General features: G+C 74.4%; 22 protein-coding genes. 9 read left to right on the top strand and 13 right to left on the bottom strand.

The window, feature by feature from the left end; genetic code table 11:
- Nucleotides 1-17: 17 nt before the first annotated feature.
- Nucleotides 18-323, bottom strand: coding sequence for a hypothetical protein (locus tag AB0898_RS21375; protein ID WP_356094961.1), 306 nt, complete (start codon nucleotides 321-323; stop codon nucleotides 18-20).
- A 473-nt stretch (nucleotides 324-796) separates the two neighbouring features.
- Between AB0898_RS21375 and AB0898_RS21380 the strand changes: the two genes are divergently transcribed.
- Nucleotides 797-2,116 (top strand): cation:proton antiporter, encoded by a 1,320-nt coding sequence (locus tag AB0898_RS21380; protein WP_366804528.1) that lies wholly within the window; start codon nucleotides 797-799, stop codon nucleotides 2,114-2,116.
- A 40-nt stretch (nucleotides 2,117-2,156) separates the two neighbouring features.
- Here the strand turns inward: AB0898_RS21380 and AB0898_RS21385 are convergent, their stop codons facing one another.
- From AB0898_RS21385 to AB0898_RS21415, 7 genes are all read right to left on the bottom strand, one after another.
- The gene (locus AB0898_RS21385; protein WP_366804529.1) at nucleotides 2,157-2,822 is read right to left on the bottom strand and encodes a response regulator transcription factor; all 666 of its coding nucleotides are present in this window, start codon (nucleotides 2,820-2,822) and stop codon (nucleotides 2,157-2,159) included.
- Nucleotides 2,819-3,841, bottom strand: a complete 1,023-nt coding sequence (locus AB0898_RS21390; protein WP_366804530.1) for a HAMP domain-containing sensor histidine kinase — start codon at nucleotides 3,839-3,841, stop codon at nucleotides 2,819-2,821. The genes AB0898_RS21385 and AB0898_RS21390 overlap by 4 nt, the downstream gene beginning before the upstream one ends.
- A gap of 590 nt (nucleotides 3,842-4,431) precedes the next feature.
- Complete coding sequence (locus tag AB0898_RS21395; protein ID WP_366804531.1) at nucleotides 4,432-5,328, bottom strand: YihY/virulence factor BrkB family protein; 897 nt, start codon at nucleotides 5,326-5,328, stop codon at nucleotides 4,432-4,434.
- Complete coding sequence (locus tag AB0898_RS21400) at nucleotides 5,318-5,887, bottom strand: hypothetical protein (protein WP_366804532.1); 570 nt, start codon at nucleotides 5,885-5,887, stop codon at nucleotides 5,318-5,320. The genes AB0898_RS21395 and AB0898_RS21400 overlap by 11 nt, the downstream gene beginning before the upstream one ends.
- Nucleotides 5,887-6,966, bottom strand: coding sequence for a DUF6286 domain-containing protein (locus AB0898_RS21405; protein ID WP_366804533.1), 1,080 nt, complete (start codon nucleotides 6,964-6,966; stop codon nucleotides 5,887-5,889). Before AB0898_RS21405 ends, AB0898_RS21400 begins: the two co-directional genes overlap by 1 nt.
- Nucleotides 6,963-7,148 (bottom strand): hypothetical protein, encoded by a 186-nt coding sequence (locus AB0898_RS21410; RefSeq protein ID WP_366804612.1) that lies wholly within the window; start codon nucleotides 7,146-7,148, stop codon nucleotides 6,963-6,965. The genes AB0898_RS21405 and AB0898_RS21410 overlap by 4 nt, the downstream gene beginning before the upstream one ends.
- Nucleotides 7,149-7,238: 90 nt before the next feature.
- Nucleotides 7,239-7,724: an Asp23/Gls24 family envelope stress response protein gene (locus AB0898_RS21415; protein WP_366804534.1), complete on the bottom strand. Its 486-nt coding sequence runs from the start codon at nucleotides 7,722-7,724 to the stop codon at nucleotides 7,239-7,241.
- Nucleotides 7,725-7,998: 274 nt separating this feature from the next.
- Between AB0898_RS21415 and AB0898_RS21420 the strand changes: the two genes are divergently transcribed.
- Both AB0898_RS21420 and AB0898_RS21425 read left to right on the top strand, forming a co-directional pair.
- A complete protein-coding gene (locus AB0898_RS21420) occupies nucleotides 7,999-8,583 on the top strand; it encodes a sigma-70 family RNA polymerase sigma factor (protein ID WP_366804535.1) in 585 nt (194 codons plus the stop codon).
- Nucleotides 8,580-9,332 (top strand): anti-sigma factor, encoded by a 753-nt coding sequence (locus AB0898_RS21425; protein ID WP_366804536.1) that lies wholly within the window; start codon nucleotides 8,580-8,582, stop codon nucleotides 9,330-9,332. Before AB0898_RS21420 ends, AB0898_RS21425 begins: the two co-directional genes overlap by 4 nt.
- Here AB0898_RS21425 and AB0898_RS21430 read toward each other — a convergent pair.
- The 5 genes from AB0898_RS21430 to AB0898_RS21450 are packed head-to-tail and all read right to left on the bottom strand — an operon-like array spanning nucleotide 9,316 to nucleotide 14,828.
- Nucleotides 9,316-10,167 (bottom strand): DUF1295 domain-containing protein, encoded by an 852-nt coding sequence (locus AB0898_RS21430; protein ID WP_366804537.1) that lies wholly within the window; start codon nucleotides 10,165-10,167, stop codon nucleotides 9,316-9,318. The two genes, AB0898_RS21425 and AB0898_RS21430, sit on opposite strands and share 17 nt — an antisense overlap.
- Complete coding sequence (locus AB0898_RS21435) at nucleotides 10,164-11,492, bottom strand: cyclopropane-fatty-acyl-phospholipid synthase family protein (RefSeq protein ID WP_366804538.1); 1,329 nt, start codon at nucleotides 11,490-11,492, stop codon at nucleotides 10,164-10,166. The genes AB0898_RS21430 and AB0898_RS21435 overlap by 4 nt, the downstream gene beginning before the upstream one ends.
- Nucleotides 11,489-12,838 carry a cyclopropane-fatty-acyl-phospholipid synthase family protein gene (locus AB0898_RS21440; RefSeq protein WP_366804539.1) on the bottom strand — a complete coding sequence of 450 codons (1,350 nt, stop codon included), beginning with the start codon at nucleotides 12,836-12,838 and terminating at the stop codon, nucleotides 11,489-11,491. The genes AB0898_RS21435 and AB0898_RS21440 overlap by 4 nt, the downstream gene beginning before the upstream one ends.
- Nucleotides 12,835-13,572, bottom strand: a complete 738-nt coding sequence (locus AB0898_RS21445) for a DUF1365 domain-containing protein (protein WP_366804603.1) — start codon at nucleotides 13,570-13,572, stop codon at nucleotides 12,835-12,837. Before AB0898_RS21445 ends, AB0898_RS21440 begins: the two co-directional genes overlap by 4 nt.
- Nucleotides 13,566-14,828, bottom strand: coding sequence for an FAD-dependent oxidoreductase (locus tag AB0898_RS21450; protein ID WP_366804540.1), 1,263 nt, complete (start codon nucleotides 14,826-14,828; stop codon nucleotides 13,566-13,568). The genes AB0898_RS21445 and AB0898_RS21450 overlap by 7 nt, the downstream gene beginning before the upstream one ends.
- A gap of 554 nt (nucleotides 14,829-15,382) precedes the next feature.
- On the opposite strand from AB0898_RS21450, the gene AB0898_RS21455 reads away from it, so the two are divergent.
- The 6 genes from AB0898_RS21455 (at nucleotide 15,383) to AB0898_RS21480 (ending at nucleotide 20,790) form a co-directional block, all read left to right on the top strand.
- On the top strand, nucleotides 15,383-15,625 hold the full coding sequence (locus tag AB0898_RS21455; RefSeq protein WP_366804541.1) for a hypothetical protein: 243 nt from the start codon (nucleotides 15,383-15,385) through the stop codon (nucleotides 15,623-15,625).
- A gap of 82 nt (nucleotides 15,626-15,707) precedes the next feature.
- Complete coding sequence (locus AB0898_RS21460; protein WP_366804542.1) at nucleotides 15,708-15,926, top strand: hypothetical protein; 219 nt, start codon at nucleotides 15,708-15,710, stop codon at nucleotides 15,924-15,926.
- Between the two features lie 159 nt (nucleotides 15,927-16,085).
- Nucleotides 16,086-16,946 (top strand): Rieske 2Fe-2S domain-containing protein, encoded by an 861-nt coding sequence (locus AB0898_RS21465; RefSeq protein ID WP_366804543.1) that lies wholly within the window; start codon nucleotides 16,086-16,088, stop codon nucleotides 16,944-16,946.
- Between the two features lie 78 nt (nucleotides 16,947-17,024).
- Nucleotides 17,025-17,546, top strand: a complete 522-nt coding sequence (locus tag AB0898_RS21470) for a DUF488 domain-containing protein (RefSeq protein ID WP_366804544.1) — start codon at nucleotides 17,025-17,027, stop codon at nucleotides 17,544-17,546.
- Nucleotides 17,547-17,704: 158 nt separating this feature from the next.
- Nucleotides 17,705-18,619 carry a ribonuclease BN gene (locus AB0898_RS21475; protein ID WP_366804545.1) on the top strand — a complete coding sequence of 305 codons (915 nt, stop codon included), beginning with the start codon at nucleotides 17,705-17,707 and terminating at the stop codon, nucleotides 18,617-18,619.
- Nucleotides 18,620-18,717: 98 nt separating this feature from the next.
- Entirely contained in the window at nucleotides 18,718-20,790 is a 2,073-nt protein-coding gene (locus AB0898_RS21480) for a SpoIIE family protein phosphatase (RefSeq protein ID WP_366804546.1), read from the top strand.
- Nucleotides 20,791-20,817: the final 27 nt, after the last annotated feature.

Raw genomic sequence — 20,817 nt, forward strand, 5'->3', positions numbered from 1 at the left:
GAGGAGTCCCGGCCGGCTCAGCGGGACTCCTCCAGCACGTCGCACTCCAGGAAGGACGGCGGGCGGGTGCACAGCGCCGCCATGCGCTCGGCGAACTCGCGGGACTCGGGGTTCTGGCGGCTGCGCGCGGCCTCGTCGAAGGAGTCGAACTGGAGGACCTCGTAGTAGCGGTTCTCCTGGTTGCGGTCCTTGAGGACGGCCTGGTAGCTGGGGCCCTGCTCCTTGCTGCCGAAGCGCTCCTCGATCTTCATGGCCAGAGTGCGCATCTCGTCGATGCGGTCGGTCTCGAAGGCGATGATCTGGACGAATTTCTGCGCTGCCACTGTTCCTCCAGCCGGCCGTGCGCCCCCGGGCGGGGATCGCTCAGCACCCAACGAAACACGGGCGGCACGGGTCGGCAATTCGTCGTGGGACGTTCGCGGGGCGTTCGCCGGACGGGGTGCGGGAGTTGCGGGGGCGGCGGGGCGGGGCGTTCGGCCGGACGGGTGGCGCGCGTCGCCGTGGCCGGGTGGGGGTCGCGTGCCGTGCTTCGTCCCTGGCCGGGTGGGGGGTCGCGTCCCGTGCGTCCGCCCGAGCCGGGTGGGAGTCGCGTGCCGTGCGTCCTCCCTGGCCGAATGGGTGTCGCGTCCCGTGGACGCATGGGTGTCGTACCCGCCCGTGGATGGGTGTCGTCACCGATGGTGGGCGCCGCGCGGCCCGTGCGACCGTGTCATGACACGTGACGTCGACGTCATGACGCGTGACCTCGACGTCACGCACGTGACCTCGACCGACGGCCAGGGGAAGGCGGTGGCCCGTGGGACACGCTGACGCCCTGCTCGCCATGGGCGGCGCCTTCCTGGCCGCCGCGTTCCTCGCCCGCCTCGGCGCCCGGATCGGCGTGCCGACCATCCCGCTGTTCATGCTGGCCGGTCTGCTGCTCGGCCCCCACACCCCGGGTCTGGTCCTGGTGTCGGACCCGCACGACTTCGAGATGCTGTCCGCGCTGGGGCTCGTGCTGCTGCTGTTCTACCTGGGGCTGGAATTCCAGCTCAAAGACCTGCGCCGGGGCGGCAGACGGCTGCTGACGGCGGGCGGGGTGTATCTGCTGCTGAACGTCGGCGCGGGCCTCGGCTTCGGGTTCGCGCTCGACTGGGGCGCGCGGGAGGCGCTGGTGCTGGCCGGGGTGCTCGGCATCTCCTCCTCCGCCATCGTCACCAAGATCCTCATCGACCTGGGCCGGATCAGCCGCCCGGAGACACGGCTGATCCTCGGCGTGATCGTGGTCGAGGACCTGTTCCTCGCGCTGTACCTCGCCGCGCTCCAGCCGGTCATCGGCGGCGCAGAGGGCGTCGCGGAGACGATCCTCCAGGCGGCGAAGGCGTTCGCGTTCCTGCTGGTACTGGCGGTCGCCGCCCGCTACGGCACCCGGCTGGTCGGCCGTCTGATCCGGGTCCGCGACAACGAACTGCTGGTGATCAGCTTCCTCGGCGCGGCCGTCCTGGTCGCGGGGGTGTCCGAGCTGCTGGGGGTCGCGGATGCCATCGGCGCGTTCATGGTGGGCCTGATCCTGGCCGGCACCTCCTCCGGGCCGCGCATCCGGCAGCTGGTGCATCCGCTGCGGGACGCGTTCGCGGCCATCTTCTTCTTCGCCTTCGGGCTGGCCCTGGACCCTGCCCGGCTGGCCTCCGTGGCCGGCCCGGTCGCCGCGGCGGCCGCCCTCACCATCGTCATGAACGTCATCGCCGGACTGCTCGTCGCCCGCTCCTACGGCTACGGCCCCGAGCATGCCGCCGACATCGCGACGACCTTGGTGGCGCGCGGTGAGTTCGCGCTGATCCTGGCCGCCATGGCGGTCGGGGCGGGGCTCGACGGACGGCTGCCGTCGTTCATCGCCGGGTACGTCCTGGTGCTGGCCGTGCTGGGGCCGGTGATCGCGGCACGGGCGCATCTGCTCGCGCGGGTGCTGGGGGCGCTGGGATTCGTACGGCCTGCGCAGCCCGGCGAACCGGGGTCTGCTGAACCGGTGTCTGCCGAGCCGGTGAGAACGGCGGACACGCGCGCGTACGACGAGGAAACGGGCGTGGGGGCCGAAGAGGCGTCGGCGGAGACGGTGGGAGCCGACGCCGAGCGTTAGGCGTGGGGTGCGGCTGTCGTCCGGCGCGTCGGTCGTGGGCTCAGGGTTCGATCAGGCCGACGCGGATGGCGTACCGGGTGAGTTCCAGGCGGTCCTTGAGGCCGAGTTTCTGGAGCAGGTTGGCGCGGTGGCGTTCGACGGTCTTGGGGCTGATGACCAGGATGTCGGCGATCTGCTGCGAGGTGTGGCCCTCGGCGACGAGTTTGAGGATCTCCTCCTCGCGGCCGGTGATCAGGCGGGACGGCAGTGTGCGGCCGTCCCTCACCCGGTCGAGGTAGTCGCGGATGAGGGCGTTGACGGCTCCGGGGTAGAGGAAGGGCTCGCCGCGCATGGTGGCGCGGCATGCCTCCACGAGGTCGCGGTCGGCGACGGACTTGAGCACGTACCCGGAGGCGCCGGCGGCCAGGGCCTCGAAGAAGAACTGCTCGTTGTCGTACATCGTCAGGATGAGGATGCGCGTCTCCGGCTGGGTGCGGGACAGCTCGCGGGCGGCCTGGAGGCCGGTGAGGCGGGGCATGGCGATGTCGAGGACGGCCAGGTCGGGCCGCAGGTCGCGGGCCTGGACCAGGGCCTCGGCGCCGTCGTCCGCCTCGGCCACGACGGTGAGGTCGGGTTCACCCTCCAGGATGAGGCGGACCCCGCGCCGTACCAGTGCGTGGTCGTCGGCGAGGAGGATGCGGGTGGGGGTGGGTGCCGGGTCGGTCATGGCGGCGGCTCCGGGCGGGGTGGCGGCTCCGGAGTACGTGGTCGCTCCGGGCGGGTCGGTGGCTCGGGGCGGGTGCGGTGGCTCCGGACCGGGACGGTGAGGAGGACTTCGGTGCCGTTGCCGTCCGGGCCGGGGCGTACGGCCAGGTCGGCGCCGATGAGCAGCGCGCGTTCCCGCATCCCCCGCAGTCCCGCGCCCTCGGGCGCGCCGCCGGTGCCCCGGCCGTCGTCGCGGACGCGCAGCTCGACCCCGGCGGGGGTGTGCCGGAGGGTGAGTTCGGCGTGGTGGGCGCGGGCGTGCCGGGCGACGTTGGTGAGTCCTTCCTGGGCGACGCGGTAGAGGACGAGTTCGCTCTCGTGGCCGAGCGGGGGCAGGTCGTTGCCGAGCTGGTGGCGTACGGCGAGGCCGGGGCCGGAGAACTCGGCGGCGAGTGCCTTGAGGGCGCTGGTCAGGCCGAGTTCGTCGAGGACGCCGGGGCGCAGCCGGCGGGCGATGCGGCGGACCTCGTCGAGTCCGGCCCGGGTGGTCTCCTGCACCTGCCGGAGTTCCTCGCGCAGGCCGGGCGGGGCCTGGCGGGCGGCGCGGTTGAGTTCGAGCAGGACGGCGGTGAGGGTCTGGCCGACCTCGTCGTGGAGTTCCTGGGCCACGCGGTGGCGTTCGGCCTCCTGGGCGGACAGGGCGCGGGCGCTGCTGGTGGCCCGCTCGTCCTCCAGGCGGTCGAGCATGGCGTTGAAGACGGTGATCAGCTCGGCGATCTCGCCGTGCCCGCCGACCGGCGGCCGCACCCCTGGCCGGAGCAGGTCGGCCGTGGTCATGGCGCGGCTGAGGCGTTGCAGCGGGGCGAGGTTGATGCGGAGCAGTACGGCGTTGGCGACGAGCATCGCCGCGAGTCCGGCGGTGAGGATCGCGGCCTCGGTGAGCAGGACGGGGGTGGAGACGGTGACGGGGCCGAGCAGCAGGGCGGCGGCCGCGACGAGGACGGCGGCGTTGAGCAGGAAGATCCGCCAGAACAGGGGCATCGCGGAGCACCTCCTCCGAGGCTCGCGGTCGGGGGCGCTCCGGGCTTCCTCGGGGTTCGGTCTCGGGGTTGCCCGGGGGCGCGGTCGGCCACTGGTGGGGGCCTCATCGTCCAGCGTGGGTGCGGGGCGGACAGGCCGCCATCCGTGACGGCCCCCATCCGGGGGATCGGGGACAGCTCCCGCGCCCGTCACCCACACGAGTGGCCGCCCCGGGCGGCGACCCCGAGGCGGTGGGGGACGGCCTCCGGGACGAATGGGGGTCGTACCCGATGGTGGCGGAGGGCGGGCGGGGCGAATCCTGGAGGTGCGCGGAGATCCGCGTACCGGACCGGCCGGCAGACGTGAGGCGAGGAGGAGTCATGACCCCGTACGACGACGAGGTACTGCTCGGCCGTGCCTCGCCCCGGTTCCCGGCCGGCGCACCCGTCCGGCGTCCGCCCCACCGTGCGCGGTACTGGTGGGTGCTGCTCGTCGGCGGTGTGCTGCTGGCGGTGGGGATCGTGCTGGCGGAGGCGCTGCTGATCGCGGCAGGGCTGGTCCTCGGCGGCGTGGCGGGGCATCTGCTCGATCCAGGCCGCAGACGCCCGCGTTCAGCCGGCCGGCCCCGGCTCGGCCTCGTTCAGTTCGGCGGTGAACTGCGCGCCGGTGAGCAGGGCCAGGTTGGACAGCCACAGCCAGATCAGGAAGACCACGGACCCGGCGAGAGAGCCGTAGAGGCGGCTGTAGGTGCCGAGAGCGGAGGCATACAGGGCGAAGGCGCCCGAGGCGGTGAGCCACAGGGCCGCCGCGAGGACGCCGCCGGGCAGCGAGTGCCTGCGCGTGCGGGCGGGCGCGGGGCCGGTGCGGAAGACGACCACGACGAGTACGACGGCCAGGCACAGCAGCAGCGGCCAGCGCAGCAGGCTCCAGACCAGGGCGGCCGTGGCGCCGAGACCGAAGAAGGAGCCGACGGCCTCCGCGCCGGGGCCGGTGAGCAGCAGCACCAGCGGGCCCGCGACGAGCAGGCCGAGCAGGGCCAGCGCGGTCAGGACGATCCGGTGCGCGCGCCGCCAGGGTGAACGCCGGTCCTCCATGCGGTACATCCGGTGCAGGGCGCGCCGGAAGACGGCCAGATAGCTGGTGGCGGACCACAGGGCGCTGACGGTTCCGGTGACGAGCAGGGGCCAGACCGCCGAGTCGGTGCGCAGCATCCGGGCCAGCGTGTCGTGGAGTTCGCCGCCGGACTCGCCGGGGGCGTAGGCGGTGACCTGGGTGATGAACCGCTCGGCCGTGCCCGGGCTGATCAGCGCGGTGGCGATGACCGTGACGAGCATGGCGGGCAGCACGGTCAGGATGGCGTAGTAGGTCAGGGCGGCGGCGTGGTCGGACACGTCGTCCCGCCACATGGCCACCGGGGTGCGGCGCAGCGCGGCTCCCCAGGTGGCGGCCCGGGGAGCGGAGGTGGTGCGGGAGCGGGAGGCGTCGGGCGCCTGGGGTTCAACGGACATGCGGTACCCGGTGGGATAGATGGCTGAGGCGGACTCGGCTGTGGACGGTACAGGGGGCGGTGGCGGATTCGGCGCGTCCGATGAGCCGGGTCACGCCGGGCAGCACGGCGGCGGGGGTGACCCCGGGCTGGAGCCACAGATGCAGCCGGACCGTGAGCCGCCCGTGCGAGGAGAACACCCGGGTACGGCAGCGGGCGACACCGTTCAGGGCCACCGCGTCGTGGCTGAGGGCGTCCTCCAGGGCGCGGGTGCGGACGGTGCCGCCGGTGCCGGGCAGCGGCAGCAGGGCGCTGCCGCCGACGCGGAACTGGCGGGCGCACCACAGCGCGCACAGGGCGGTCGCGGCGAAGGACCCGGCCATGACTCCGGGGGTCCACCAGCCCTGCGCCCGCAGTCCGGCGAGGCGTGCGCCGGTCAGGAACGCGTGGTGGGCGGGCGGTACGGGCAGCCGGCCGGCCTCCGGGGTACCGCTCAGCGCGAGCGCGGAACCGCCGGCCAGCAGGGCCAGACCGGTGAGGGCGAGGACGGTGCGGTTGAGGACGGAACGGAGGGTCTGCATCAGAGGTCGCCTCCCGCGAGGGCGCGGACGGGCGGAGCCACGGGGGCCGGACGATCGAGGGCAGGCACTGGTGCAGGTGCAGGCGCCGATGTCACGGCCGGGTGCGCTGCGGGTGCCAGTGGGGATGCGGATGCGGATGCGGATGCGGGTGCGGGTGCGGGTGCGGGTGCGGGTGCGGGTGCGGGTGCCGTGGTCCACCCCCGTCGGGGCCGGACCGTGACCCGTAGCCGAAGGGGGCGGCGCAGCCCGCATTCGGCCAGGGCGTGGCCCGCGGCCTGGGTGATCCGGTGTTCGGCGGTGGTCCGGTCGCCGGAGACCAGGTCGGCGCGTACGGTCGCGCGGCGGCGTCGGACACGCGTCCTCGCGGCGGTGATGCCGTCGGCACCGGTGGCGGCGTCGTGGAGCAGGGCGGCCACGGTGGAGCGGTCCAGCGCGAGGTCGGTGCCGGGAGCGGGTGAGGCGGCGGTGAGGAGGTTGCGGCGGCCGGGGGTGACGGCGAGGAGGAGCAGGCCGGCGCCGAGGAGCGCGCAGGAGATGCCCGCGGCGGTGACGAGCGGTTCACCGGGGCCGTGGCCGTGGAGCCAGTGCAGGGTGCCGGTGCGCCAGGCGGCGGCCGGGCGGTGTCCGGTGTGGACGAGGATCAGGTCGGCGGCGAGGGAGCCGGAGGCCAGGGTGGCGAGGAGGGTGAGGATGCCCATGGGAAAGCGACGCTGTGCCCACCAGCGGCGGGGTGCCCGGAAGCCGGGCGACGGTGCGGCGGCCGGGGCCGCCGGGAGGTCGGGCGGCACCGGGGTGAGCGCGGTGACGCCGATGCGTACCCGGGACGCGTCGAGACCGGTCAGTTCGGCGGTGCGGGCGGCGACCTGGTCCTGGATACGGCGGACCAGCGGGGCCAGGGGCTCCGGATAGGGCAGCGCGAGGTCGAGGGCGATCTCGGTGCGGCGTCCGTGGACGGCGGCGGCACTGCCGGTGGTGCGTACGGCGCCGTCGGGGTGTGCCTCGGTGGCCGCCCGGCCGGCGATGCGGCGGACGGCCTGTTCCGAGACCGCGGCGGTGCCGCGGGGGTGGGGCTCGGTCATCGACGGCCCCGCTGGAAGGTGTCCCGCAGGTCCCGGGCGCGCCCGCCGCCGTCGACCCAGTGGCCCACCGCCCAGCCGAGGGCGCCGAGCGCGGCCACCAGCACGAACGCGCCGAAGCCGCCGAACCAGCCCGCGAACGCCAGCGCGAGGCCGGCGATCATTCCCGTCAGCGCTTTGTCCATCTTCCGTCTCCTCTTCGTCCGGCCGGTCGTCGCCGTCCGGGCCGGTCGTTCCCACCCGCGACCGCCCGGCCTGCCGCGGCCGGTGCCGGGTCACGCCACACGCGGCGTGCTCTCCGGCTCGGGTTCGTCGTCGTCGGGGAGGTGCACGTCGTCTACGGCGATGTTCACCTCGACGACCTCCAGTCCGGTGATGCGTTCCACCGCGTGGATCACGTTCTCGCGCACGTCGCGGGCCACCTCGCCGATCGGTACGCCGTACTCCACGACCAGGGCGAGGTCGATGGCGGTCTGCTTCTCGCCGACCTCGACCTTCACGCCCCGGCCGACGTTCGAGCCGCCGCCGGGCACCCGGTCGCGGACCGCGCCGATGGTGCGGGACAGGCCGCCGCCCATGGCGTGGACGCCGGGTATCTCGCGTGCGGCCGTACCGGCGACCTTGACGACGACGACGTCCGCGATGGAGGTCCTGCCGCGCGTGGCGGCCGGTTCGGCGGCACCGGTGTTGCCGGACGCGAGGTCGGTGCTCGCCCGCCGCGACTCGGCGGCGGGGCCCGTCTCTGCATTGGGGATGCTCATGACCAGGTCCTCTCGGTGGTCCCGTGTTGTGCTCTGTTCCCTTGGACGTGTTCCCTCGGAGCGGGCCGGGCCACGGGGTGTGAGGCAGATTCCCGGAATTGGTCCGCTGATGCGTCCTTCCGGGGGGTGAGGTGGGCGGAGCCGTTCGCCGGTGGTGCATCCACGGCGCGTGCGGGGCCGAAGTAGGGGCATGAGGCGGATCGGCCCGGGCCCGCCGCAAGGCACTCGTCACGGACGGCGGGCCCCGGCCCCGTCGCGCTCTTGGAGGACCGTTGTGAAGGAAGCCGTGTACATCGGCGGGAACCCGGCCGCCGGGCCGGACCTGGAACGGCTGCTGCGCGATGTGGCGCTGGGCGACCAGGAGGCGTTCGCCTCGGTCTACGACACGGTCGCCGGGCCGGTGCTCGGGGTGGTTCGCGCGGTGCTGCGCGACCGGGCGCAGTCGGAGGAGGTCGCGCAGGACGTGCTGGTGGAGGTGTGGCGCACGGCCCCGCGTTACCGGCCCGACCGGGGCACCGCCATCAACTGGATCCTCACCCTGGCCCACCGGCGCGCCGTCGACCGGGTGCGCTCGGTCGAGGCGGCGGCCGCACGCGACACCAGGGCGGCGCTGCTGGACCGTACGCCCGAGTACGACGAGGTGACCGAGCAGGTGGAGACGCGGCTGGAGCAGGAGCAGGTGCGACGGTGTCTGCGGACGCTGACGGAGCTCCAGCGGCAGTCGCTGACCCTCGCCTACTACCGGGGGCTCACCTACCGCCAGGTCGCGGAGGCGCTCGCGCTGCCGCTCGGCACGGTGAAGACGCGGCTGCGCGACGGGCTCATCCGGATGCGCGACTGCCTCGGGGTGTCCGCGTGAGCACGGCCGATCCGCACACTCTCACCGGCGCCTACGCGCTGGACGCCCTGGACGAGGACGAGCGGGCCGGTGTCGAACGGCATCTGGCCCACTGCGCGTCCTGCGCGCTGGAGGTCGCGGAGTTCGCGGCGACGGCGGCCCGGCTGGGGCTCGCGGCGACGGTTCCGGTGCGGCCCGCGCTGCGCGCCGAGGTGCTGCGCAGGGTCGCCTCCGTGCGTCAGGTGGCGCCCGGTACCGCGCCGGCCGCGCGGCTCCGCCCGGCCGGCCGGCGGCGCGCGCGGGGTCCGCTGGCGTGGGCGCTGGCCGCGTCCGTGGCCGTCGCGGCGGCGTTCGGGGGTGCGGCGCTGTGGCAGTACGAGCGCGCCCAGGACGCCACGCGGCGGGCCGCCGTGGCGGAGGGGCGGGCCGACGCGGTGGCGGGGGTGCTGGCCGCGCCCGACGCCAAGTCGCGCACGGTGCGCGTGGCGGGCGGCACGGGCACGGTGGTGGTGTCGGCGGAGCGGGACCGGGCGGTGTTCATGGCGGCGGGGATGCCCGCGCCGCCGGACGGCAAGGTGTACCAGCTGTGGTTCGACGACGGCGGGGCGATGCGGTCGGCCGGGCTGATGAACCCCGCGCTGCGCAGCCAGACCGTGCTGCTGCGGGGTCCGGTGGCCGGGGCCTCCGGGGTCGGCGTCACGGTGGAGCCGGCGGGAGGTTCGGCCCGGCCGACGTCCGCGCCCGTCACCGTGCTCAGCCTTCCCACGTAGATCCGCCGAGCCCACTGGCCCGGGGCGCCTCCCCCTTCTTCGGCGGCCGGGGGAAGAACCCGCTCGTGCGGGCCACGTACGCGTCCCAGCCGGGGCGGCCCTCCATGTGCCGTTCCAGCATCCGTTTCCCGCTGCCGTTGATCAGGAGGAAGCTCATCACCACCGGGGAGATCACGGACACCACGGCCGGGGCCCAGCCGCCGTCGCAGGCGACGAGGAAGAGGCCCCACCAGACGCAGAAGTCGCCGAAGTAGTTGGGGTGCCGGGTCAGCCGCCACAGGCCCCGGTCCATGATGCGGCCCTTGTGGGCGGGGTCGGCCTTGAAGCGGGCGAGCTGGGCGTCGCCCACGGTCTCGAAGAACATCCCCACCGCCCACACGGCCGTACCGAGCCAGGCCAGTACGGAGACGGAGGGGGACGCGTACGAGGCGGCCTGCACCGGCAGCGAGACCAGCCACACCAGGGCGCCCTGGAGGAGGTAGACCATCCGCAGGGCGTAGAGGTCGCGGTTGCCCGGGGCCTTGTTCAGGAGGGCCTCGTAGCGTGGGTCCTCGCCGTGGCCCCGGCTCCGGCGGGCGATGTGCACGGCCAGCCGCAGTCCCCACACGACGGTGAGGACCGTGACGAGGACCCGTCGGCCCGTGTCGCCCTCGCCGGCCGAGGCGGCGAGGGTCACCACCGCGACGGCGGCGAAGGCGGCGCCCCAGGCGATGTCCACGACCCGGTGCACGCCCTTGCGGACCGCGACGGCGAACGTGACGGCCATGACGCCGAAGGCGGTCGCCGCCGCCCAGCCGAGGTGGGAGACGAAGGCGCCCCACGCGAAGCCGGTCACGACTGCTCCAGCCCTCGGTACCAGTCGGTGCCCTCGGGCCGGCCCAGCCCGCTCGCGCCCGTGCCGGAGGGGCGGACGCAGAGGATCTGGTCGACGCCCATGCGCCGTTCCTCGAAGGCCAGCGCCCCGCCGGCCAGGTAGAGCCGCCACACGCGGGCGGTCTCCTCGCCGACGAGGCGTACGACGTCGGCCCAGCGGCGTTCCAGGGTGCGGTGCCAGGCGGCCACGGTGCGTACGTAGTGCTCGCGCAGCGACTCCACCGCGCGCACCTCCAGACCGGCACCCTCCAGCAGCCCGACGGTCTCGCCGAGCGGTCGCATGTGCATGTCGGGCGCGATGTACGCCTCGATGAAGGCGCCCCCGCCCGGCGCGCGGTGCCCCCTCGACATCTGCTGGACCAGCACCCGGCCCTCCGGCACCGCCAGCCGGTGCAGCGCGGCCGCGAAGGCGGGGTACTCGGCGTCGCCGACGTGCTCCCCCATCTCGACGGTGGCGACCGCGTCGTAGCCGGAGCCGGTGATGTCGCGGTAGTCCTGGCACACCACCTCGACCAGGTCCTCAAGTCCCCGCTCGCGGACCTGTTCGCGCACGTGCGCGGCCTGTTCGCGGGCGAGGGTGACGGCGGTGACCCGGGCCTTGTGCCGCTCGGCGGCGTACAGCGTCAGGGAGCCCCAGCCGCAGCCGATGTCGAGCAGCCGGGCGCCGGGGCGCAGTCCGAGCTTGCGGCAGATCAGCTCCAGCTTGGCGCGCTGGGCGCGGGCCAGAGCGGCATCGGTGTCCTCGTCCTCCGTGGCGTCACCCGTCCAGTACCCGCAGGAGTAGGCCATCGTGTCGTCGAGGAGGAGCCGGTAGAAGTCGTTGGACAGGTCGTAATGGTGGCTGATCGCGGCGCGGTCGCGGGACCTGGTGTGGAGGGCGCCGCGCAGCCGGGCCTGGGAGGCGGGCGGGGGCGGCGGCGGTCCGACGGCGCCGAGGCGTACGGCCTGGACGGCCGCGCGGGCCCGGTCGGCGAGGGTGAGGCGCGGGGCGTGCGTGCCCTGGGCGCGGGCGGCGGACCATACGGCGCACAGCCCCTCGGCGAGGTCGCCCTCGACGTCGATCTCGCCGGTGACGTAGGCCTGGGCGAGGCCGAGTTCGCCGGGCTGCCACAGCAGCCGGCGCAGCGCGCGCCGGGAGCGTACGACGACCACGGGGGCGCCGGGCGGGCCGGTCTCGCTGCCGTCCCAGGCGCGCAGCCGGACCGGCAGCCGGGTGCCGGTGGCCTCCTCGGCGAGGTCCGCGATCCGGTGCGCGGCACCGGGCCGGCGGGGGGATGTGGTGCTCATGGGGCGGGGTTCTCCTTGGTGAGCAGGTACTGCTGGACGTCGAGGTAGCCGGAGCGGAAACCGGCCTCGGAGTAGGCGAGGTAGAAGGTCCACAGCCGCCGGAAGACCGTGTCGAAGCCGAGGGCGGCGACGTCGTCGGCGCGCTCGGTGAACCGCTCGCGCCACAGCCGCAGGGTCTCTGCGTAGTGCGGGCCGAAGGCGTCGCGGCGGGCGACGGCCAGCCCGGTGTGCTCGCGCACGGTCTGCTCGACGGCCTCCACGGAGGGCAGCAGGCCGCCGGGGAAGACGTACTTCTGGATCCAGGTGTGGGTGTCCCGGCCGGCCAGCATGCGGTCGTGCGGCATGGTGATGGCCTGGAGGGCGGCCCGGCCGCCGGGGGCCAGGCGTGCCTCCAGGGTGCGGAAGTAGACGGGCCAGAACTCGGCGCCGACGGCCTCGATCATCTCCACGCTGACGATCGCGTCGTAGATGCCGTGTGCCTCGCGGTAGTCGCGCAGTTCGACGGTGACGCGGTCGGCGAGGCCCGCCTCGCGCACCCGGCGCAGGGCGAGGTCGCGCTGTTCGCGGGAGAGGGTGAGAGAGGTGACGTGCGCGCCCCGGGCGGCGGCGCGCAGGGCGAGTTCGCCCCAGCCGGTGCCGATCTCCAGGAGCCGGGTGCCCTCGCCGACGGCGGCCAGGTCGAGCAGACGGTCGATCTTGCGGTGCTGGGCGGCGGCGAGCAGGGACCATTCGGCGGGGAAGCCGCGGAAGACGGCGGCGGAGTAGGTGAGGGTGTCGTCCAGGAAGAGGGCGAAGAGGTCGTTGGACAGGTCGTAGTGGTGGCTGATGTTGTCGCGGGCGCCGTCGGCGGTGTTGCGGCGGGCGGCCGGCTGCCGCGGGGCCCACAGGCCGCGCAGGCGCTGCAGCGGGGCCGGGACCAGCTCGGCCACGTGGGCGGCGAGCACGGTGAGGGCACCGACCAGGTCGGGGGCGTCCCACTCCCCCGCCATGTACGACTCGCCGAAACCGATCAGTCCGCCGGTGCCGACGCGGGCGTGGAAGGCGTCGGGGTCGTGGATCTCGATCAGCGGGCCGCCCAGTCCGAGGGTGTCGCCGCCGGCGAGCCGGACGCGCAGGGGCAGCCGGCGCAGCGCGTGGCGTACGACGGCGGCGGCGACGGCCCGCACGGGACGGGAGGCGCGGGGTACGGCGGCCACGCCGGGCCGGCCGGCGGGGTCCACTGCCTCGGTGTCCACGGCCTCGGCGTCCCGGGCAGGGGCGTCCGGGGCCTGGGCGTCCCGGGCGCGGCTGTCCCGGGCGCGCGGGAGGCGGGCGCGCGTCGCGGGGCGGTGGTCGGCTGCGGTCATGTGGGGATCTCCGGGTGAGGGGGGCGGCTGCCGGGGCGGGGCCGTACCGGCAGGCCGCGCAGGAACAGTCGGATGCCGTGGAAGCGGATGGCGGCCGAGACCGCGAGGGTGGACCAGGGGTGGCGCAGGGACAGCCGCAGCAGCGCGGCCGGGGTGGCGGCGCGGCGGGTGCCGTGGACGGTGGCGGTGAAGGGCGGGGCGCCGGGGCGGTCCAGGCGCAGGGACAGCCGGAGGCGTTCGCCGGGCAGCGGCAGCCGCATCTCGTAGCGGCCGTCCACCGGGAAGAACGGCGAGACGTAGAACTCCTTGTCCGTGACGGCCACTTGGTCCGGGTCGGGGTGCAACAGGTAGGCGTGGCGTCCGCCGTAGGTGTTGTGGACCTCGGCGACCACACAGCGTGGGGTGCCGTCGGGGCCGTGACACCAGTACAGGGTCAGCGGGTTGAAGACGTACCCGAGGACGCGGGCGTGGGTGAGCATCACGACCTGTCCGCCTCCGAGGTCGATGCCGTGCCCGGCGAGGAAGCCGTCGAGCGCGGCGCGGATCGTCGGGGCGTTGCCGGTGAAGTGGTCGCGGGCCCGGAAGCGCGCCAACGGACGTATGAGGAGCGGGAGTTGTGGCAGCCGGTCGAGGTCGGTCAGCCACAGGTACGTGCGGTGCCGCAGGGTGTAACGGAAGGGTGCCCTGCGCACGTGGTGGATCGTGCAGGGGTACAGCGCGGGCAGGGTCACCAGCGCACCCCCAGCGCGGCCGCCGCCTCCACCCCGCTGCGGCAGCCGTCCTCGTGGAACCCCCAGCCGTGATAGGCGCCCGCGAACGCCGTGACGCCGGTGGCGAGTTGGGGCAGGCGCTGCTGGGCGGCGACCGACTCCGGGGTGTACACCGGGTGTTCGTACGTCATCCGGGCCAGCACCCGGTCCGGGGCCACCCGGTCCTCGCCGCCGAGGGTGACGATGTGGGGCTCGTCCGTGGCCAGGCGCTGGAGCCGGTTCATGTCGTAGCTGACCCGCACCCGGTCCGCGCCCGCGTCGCAGGCGGGCATCAGGTAGTTCCAGGAGGCGCGGGCTGCGCGGGTGCGGGGCAGCAGCGCGGTGTCGGTGTGCAGCAGGGTGGGATTGCGGGAGTAGCGGAAGGCGCCGAGGATCTCCTTCTCGCGCGGGGTGGCGTCGCCGAGGAGCCGCAGCGCCTGGTCGGGGTGGACGGCGACGACCACATGGTCGTACACGGCCGTGCCGCCGTCCTCGGCGATCACCTCGGCGCCGTCCGTGTGCCGCAGCACGGTGCGTACGGGGGTGGCGGTGCGGACCTCGTGCAGCCGGGCCGCGACGCGGTCGACGTAGGTGCGGGAGCCGCCGGTGACGGTCCGCCACACCGGGGAGCCGGTCACGGAGAGCATGCCGTGGTGGTCGAGGAACCTGAACAGATAGGCGGCCGGGTAGCGTTGGGCGGTGCGCACGTCGCAGGACCAGACGGCCGAGACCAGCGGCGTCATGAAGTGGGCGCGGAAATAGGGGGAGAAGCCCGCGCGGTCGAGGAACTCCCCCAGGGTGAGGGAGGGTTCGTCTCCGGCCCGGCCGAGGAGCCGGCGGGCGGCGCGGTGGAAGGCCGGGATCTCCGCGAGCATCCGCAGATAGGGGCCGCGCAGCGCGTTGGACGGCTGGGCGAACAGTCCGCGCGGGCCGCGCGCCCCGGCGTACTCCAGGCCGCAGCCCTCGCACCGCACGGACATGCTCATCTCCGACTCCTGCGTGGCGACGCCGAGTTCACGGAAGAGGCGGAGCAGGTGCGGGTAGGTGCGGCGGTTGTGCACGATGAACCCGGAGTCCACGCGCAGCGGGCGGCCGCCGCCGGGCCGGGCGAGGTCGTGGGTGTGGGCGTGACCGCCGAGGCGGGCGTCGGCCTCGTAGAGGGTCACGCGGTGCGAGCGGGCCAGCACATAGGCGGCGGTCAGCCCGGCGACGCCGCTGCCGACGACGGCGGTGTGACGCATGGATCGGTCCTCTCGAAAGGCGACGGAAGGAAACGGAGGGCGCCGGAGGCTCCGCGCGACGAGGCGAGGCTCAGCGCGACAAGGCCGGAGGCTCAGCGCGAGGAGGAGAAGGACGAGTGCGGCCCCGGCACGCCGCTCTCGCACCGGAGCCGTCCCGGGGGCCACTGCCGCGGGGGCGGCACGGCGGGAATGCCGGACCGCCGGAGCCGGGCCGCCGCCCGGTCCCGCGCCACGTCTTCCACGGCCGCCGGACGCGTCGGCGGACGGACGCCCGCCGCCGCGCGTCCGGCTCCCGCCGGCGCGGCGCTCCCCGCGAGCGGCCCGCGCACCCGGAGGTGCCACGGGCCTCGCGGCCCTCGCTCGTCCTTCTCCTCATCCCTCACACGGGGAATCCGGTCCCGACGGTCCGGCGGATTGGTCAATCACCCGATCAGGTGAAAGAAAGATCCCGGACCCGTCCGCCGGGCCTTCGGCTACGGATATACGGCCCGCCTCCGCACAGACCCCTCGTCGCCCGGGGCGCGGGCCGCGCGCCCCCGGCTTACGATCCCCTCGTGGCAGACATCCCCGACAGCCTGATCGCGCTGGAGCGTTCCGCCGAGATCGAGCGGGCCCGGCTCGCCGGTCTCACCGGCGCCGAGTACGACGCGCAGCGGCAGCGGTGGCGTGCGGTCTACGACGCCGTACAGGACGCGATCACCTCGTACGCGACGGCGACGGGCGAGGACCCGGGCCGCCTGGAGGAGGCGGTCAAGGCGGCGGTGCGGTGCAGCCAGGAGGACCCCGCCGTGGAGTAGCCAGGTGGGCACCCCACAGCGGACACCCCGCCCTGGAGCAACCGCGCGTGCGGCCGCCCGCGTCCGGGGCCACGCTGGGGGGATGGCCGCCATGCCCCCCGTAGTCGTGTACCCGCCCGCCGAGGACGGGGGACGCCGGGTGCGCGTCGGGGACCGGTTCGTGGGGATGGCGTACACGCTCCTTGACGTGGCCGAGTTCCTGCGCCGCGCGGGGATGGAGGACGTCGAGGCGTCGGACGTGGCGTCCGGCCCCTGGGTCGAGTGGCGGGGCGGCGGCCCGGAGGCGTGGGGGCGGGGCTGAGCCCGGACACACTCCGCCGGCCCCCCTCTGCTGTGAACTCCCGTCTCTCGCCGCGCACATGCTCCGGTGGCCGGGGTACCCGGGCGGTGGGATCATGAGGCGGAAGCGCCCGGGAGGCCGCTCGACATGTCCGCCCGCCCGCGACGAGGAGCGACTGTCATGCCCAAGCTGGTCGAGGACGCCATCAACGAGATCGGGAACATGCAGGTGCTGGACGGTCCGGCGGGCAAGGCCGCCGGTCTGGTGGGGCGCGCGACGCGCAGCGCCCCGGTCAAGGACGCGCTGTCCGGCACCTGGCTGGGCCACGCGCTGCACCCCCTGCTCACGGACCTGCCCATCGGCGCGTGGACCATGGCCACCGTGCTGGATCTGACGACCGGAGAGTCCGGGAACGCCGCCGCGCAGCGGCTCATCGGCTTCGGTCTGCTCGCGACGGTGCCCGCCGCGGCGACCGGCGCGTCCGACTGGGCCGACACCTACGGCCCGCCGCAGCGCGTCGGTCTGGTGCACGCGATGGGCAACTCCGCCGCCTCCGTGGTGCAGGCGAGCTCCTGGCTGGCGCGCCGCACGGGCCACCACCGCGCGGGTGCCGCGCTGAGCCTGCTGGGCCTGGGCATCGCGGCCGGAGCCGCCTACCTCGGCGGCCATCTGTCGTTCGTCGACGGTGTCGGCGTCAGCCACACCGCGTTCCAGGAGCCCGCCTCGGACTGGACCGAGGTCGTGGCGCTGGCCGAACTGAGCGAGAACAAGCTCGTACGGTGCGAGGCGGACGGTGTGCCGGTCGTCGTCGTACGGCACGACGGCAAGGTGTACGCGCTGTCGGACACCTGCACCCACGCCGGCGGCCCCCTGCACGAGGGCAAGGTCACCTCCGACGGGTGTGTGCAGTGCCCGTGGCACGGCAGCGAGTTCCGCCTGGACGACGGCGAGGCGGTCCGGGGCCCGGCGTCCGTGCACGAGCCGGACTGGGAGGTCAAGGTCGTCAGCGGCCGCGTCCACGTGCGGCCCGTACAGGTCTGACGGCCCGGGTTGCCCGGGAAACGACGGGCCGCGACGCGGCGCGAGGACGAGGGCGACGGACGGAAGCACGTCTGCACGGTGGGTCATTCCACGCGTGACTTCGACGACGTGGTGGCGATGCTGCGCGCGAACGGCATCACCCACCTGGTGGACGTGCGCTCCTTCCCGTCCTCGCGCAAGTTCCCGCAGTGGAACCAGGACGCCGTCGCCGAGGCCCTGCCGGACGACATCGAGTACCGCTGGATCCCCAAGCTGGGCGGCCGGCGGTACACGCCCAAGGACGTGCCGACGCCCAACGGGGCCTGGCGGGTCAAGGCGTTCCGTGACTACGCCGACCACATGGCCACCGACGAGTTCCGCGAGGGCCTGGACGAGCTGCTGGAGCTGGCCGGGGAGGGCAAGCCGGCCATCATGTGCAGCGAGGCGGTGCCCTGGCGCTGCCACCGCAGGCTCATCACGGACGCGCTGCTCGTCGCGGGCGCCGACGTCGGGCACATCATGTCGGCCACGTCCACGAAGCCGGCCGCCCTGGACCCGCACGCGCACATCGAGGACGGCCGCATCACCTACCCGCCGGACGAGGAGACGGAGAGTCCCTGAACCCCGGGAACGCGTCGGCCCCCTGACCCGTACGGCACACCCGTTCACCACTCTGGCCCGCCCACGGCCCCGCGGCCGGGCGCTCCGTGCCGCCCAGGCGGATGATCGGGGCAGGAGACGGAGTCGGTCCGAGTGCGGTGTGCAGGGGAGTCGAGAGCGTGAGCCAGTGGCGGCGCGGCCTCCACCGCGCCTGGGAGTGGGTCGGGCTGCCCGCCCTGCTCCGGCGCGGCCGCGAGCTGGAGCTGATGCACCGCGCGATGGGGTTCGCCACGCTCTCGCTGGTCACGCTCGCCCCGCTGCTCATCGTGGTCGCGGCGGCCGATCCGCTGGTACGGGGCGGTTTCGCGTCCTGGCTGGCGGACGGCATGGGGCTCTCGGGCACATCCGCGCAGGTGCTCACGGACGTGTTCAGCCCGCCGCGCGAGGTCATCGGCACCACCAGCGCGTGGAGCATCCTGATGCTCGCGCTGTTCGGCGTGTCCTTCGGCGGCAGCGTGCAGAACGCCTTCGAGCGCGTGTGGGGGCTCCCGGCCGGTCCCTGGCACCGGGTCTGGCGGCAGGCGACCTGGCTGGCGGTGCTGATGGCGTACCTGTACCAGGAGGTGCAGACGAAGGTGTCGCTGCACGGCTCCCCCCGGGTCGCGCTCACCACGCTCACCACCGTGCTGTTCTTCTGGTGGGGCCCGTGGTTCCTGCTCGGCGGCCAGGTCCGCTGGTACCTCCTGCTGCCGGGCGCGCTCGCCACCGTCGTCGGACTCGCCGGGCTGCGCGCCTTCTCCACCCTGGTCTTCACCCCGCTGATCGTCACCAACGCGCTAAGCTACGGCGCGGTCGGCACCGTCCTCGTGGTGTCGTCGTGGCTGATCGGGGTCGGGTTCGTGGTGTACGGCGGCGCGCTGTTCGGACGCTGGTTCTGCGAGCACCACTGGCTGCCGTCGCACGACGAGGACCGGGACGGCGAGGGCCAGGAGGGCGAGAACCCGGACGGCGAGAACCCGGACAAGGGCCACGGCCACCAGGACCTGGACAAGGACCGGCACGACGACCCCCGCCCCGAAGCCGACGAGGACTGAGCGGCACCCGCCCCCGCTTCTGCGGTGCGCTCTCCCCGGCGGCGGAGGCAGCATGGAGGTACGTCCCGGGCGCTCGTACCGGCGGTGGAGGTGGCGGGATGGCAGTGGACTCCTTCCTGGCGGACGACGGCCACCACCCCGAGGAGCCGCGGCCCACCGGTCTGCTGGACATGCTGAGCGTGGCCGCGGTGGCGCTGGAGCCCTCCGGGCGGATCGTCTTCTGGTCGCCGCAGGCCGCGGACCTGTTCGGCTACAGCGCCGAGGAAGCGCTCGGCCAGTACGCGGCGCGGCTGCTCATCGACCCGTCCCAGCTGCAGGCGGCCGTGAACCTGTTCACCGAGGTGCTGCGGACGGGCCGGGGCTGGGCGGGCACCTTCCCGGTGCGGCACAAGGACGGCTCCAGCCGGCTGACCGAGTTCCGCACCATGCGGCTGCTGAACGACGTCGGCGAGGTCTACGCCCTGGGGATCGCCGCCGACCACACGGTGCTCCAGCGCGTGGAGACCGATCTGGCGCTGTGCGAGCGGCTGGTGAACCAGTCTCCCATCGGGCTCGCCCTGCTCGACCCGGATCTGCGCTATCTGCTGGTCAACCCGGCGCTGGAGCGCATCGACGGGATGCCCGCGGCGGAGCACATCGGGCGGCGGCTGCGGGACACGATGCCGTTCCCGGACGTGAGCACGGTGGAGTCCGCGCTGCGCCATGTGCTCGCCAGCGGGCTGCCGCTGCTCGACCAGTACCACGTGGGGCGGCTGCCGGGCGATCCCGAGAACGAGCACGCCTGGTCGCTGTCGTTCTACCGCCTGGAGGACCCGCGCGGCCGGGTGCTCGGCGCGGCCGCCTCGGTGGTGGACGTCACCGAGCGGCACCGGGCGGCCGGGGAGGCGGACCGGGCGCGCAGACGGCTGGCGCTGATCGCGGACGCCTCGGCCCGGATCGGGACCACCCTGGAGGTGCAGCAGACCGCCGACGAGCTGGCCGAGGTCGCGGCGCCCGAGCTGGCGGACGTGGTCGCGGTGGACGTGCTGGACGCCGCGCTGGCCTGCCGCCGTTCGAGCCGCCCCGACGAGGGGCCCGAGCTGTTCCGGGCGCTCGCGCTGAAGGCGGCCCATCCCACCGAGGCGCTGCGCGCGGCCGACCCGCCCGGCGACCTCGCGGCGTACGAGGGCGACCGGCTGGTGACGCTGTGCGTGCACACCGGGCGTCCGGTCCTCGTGGCCCGGGTCGGCCCCGAGGACCTGCCGCGCATCGCGCGCGACGAGCAGGCCGGCGAGCTGCTTGCGCAGGCCGGGGTGCACTCGTATCTGGCCGTGCCGCTCATCGCGCACGGCGAGGTGCTGGGCGCGCTGGACCTGAAGCGGACCCGCAATCCGCTGCCGTTCGACGAGGACGACGTGGTGCTGGCGGCGGAGATCGCCGGGCGGGCGGCGGTGGCGATCGACAACGCGCGCTGGTTCCAGAGCGTGCGCAACACCGCGCTCACCCTCCAGCGCAGTCTGCTGCCCGACCACTCCCCCCGGCACACAGGCCTGGAGGTGGCCTCCCGCTACCAGCCCGCGCAGTCCACCAGCGAGGTCGGCGGCGACTGGTACGACGTGATCCCGCTGGAGGACGGCAAGACGGCGCTGGTGGTGGGCGACGTGATGGGCAACGGCATCGACGCGGCCGCCACCATGGGCCGCCTGCGCACCGCGACCTGCGCCTACGCGGACCTGGATCTGCGGCCGGAGTCGATCCTGCGCCACCTGGACAAGATCACCTGCGATCTGGAGCACTACATCGTCACCTGCCTGTACGCGGTGTACGACCCCGCCACCGGCCGGTGCACCATCGCCAACGCGGGCCATCTGCCGCCCGCCCTGGCCCGGCCCGGCGAGCCGCCCCGGTTCGTGGACCTGCCCACGGCCGCGCCGCTCGGGGTCGGCGGGGTGCCCTTCGAGGCGGCCACCGTCGAACTGGTCCCCGGCGATCTGCTGGTGCTCTACACCGACGGGCTGGTGGAGACCCGCCAGCACGCCATCGACGACCGGCTCCGGACGCTGCTGGGCTTCCTGGACGAGCCCGCCCGCCCCCTGGAGGAGACCTGCGACCTGCTGCTGTACGGGCTGCGGCACCCGGACGACCACGACGACGTGGCGCTGCTGGTGGCGCGCGCGCTGGAGCCGGGGTAGCGGGGCGCGCACGGCCCGTTCCGGTCC

The organism is Streptomyces sp. NPDC005435, assembly GCF_040703155.1.
Taxonomy (GTDB): domain Bacteria; phylum Actinomycetota; class Actinomycetes; order Streptomycetales; family Streptomycetaceae; genus Streptomyces.